Genomic DNA, 583 nt, shown 5'->3' on the forward strand with positions numbered 1-583 from the left:
ATGAACACCGATTCTGGAAATGATGGTCAAAGTGTTCAGATTGAAATCAGTATGGGTGTTCACGTTCAATCAGTAGAGGTGTTCACGTTCCGTCAGAATGAGTGTTCATGATCGGCCGGAATACGCACTCGCTCTATTTGTTCAGCAAAGCTGACCAAACTAGCTTCTGCGAAAGTGTATAACCATGCTTCTTGGTTCGGTGCATCATTAACTCGCAAAATGCGCCCCAATACCTGCCGAAAATATAGTTCTGTTTTTATAGAACTCAGGTGGCAGCACACCTGAAGTCTAGGAATATCGGTGCCTTCACTCACCATTCCAACGCTGATAATCCACTGAGTGTTAGAGCATCTAAATCGCTCGATTTCTTCTATGGGCTTTTCGTCCAAATATGTAGCAATAGCGACCGATTGATTGAATTTTTCAACCAAAATTTTTGCAATGCTATGTGCATGTCTTACTGAGGCAGCAACAACTAACCCACCGGCTTGAAGTGATGTTTCACGTATTTCTGCCAATTTGGCACAGCCGAGGCTAAGCAGATGCTCCATAGCACTTTGGTTATGAATAATGCTTTGATATG

The 583-nt window shown here is 43.1% G+C and carries 1 protein-coding gene; it reads right to left on the minus strand.

The window, feature by feature from the left end; genetic code table 11:
• Positions 1 to 92: 92 nt before the first annotated feature.
• Positions 93 to 583 (minus strand): helicase-related protein (locus J3L11_RS18925; RefSeq protein WP_278250759.1); only part of this gene is annotated, 491 nt, incomplete at its 5' end.

The organism is Shewanella sp. 4t3-1-2LB, assembly GCF_017368415.1.
In the GTDB taxonomy this organism is placed as follows: Bacteria; Pseudomonadota; Gammaproteobacteria; order Enterobacterales; family Shewanellaceae; genus Shewanella; species Shewanella fodinae.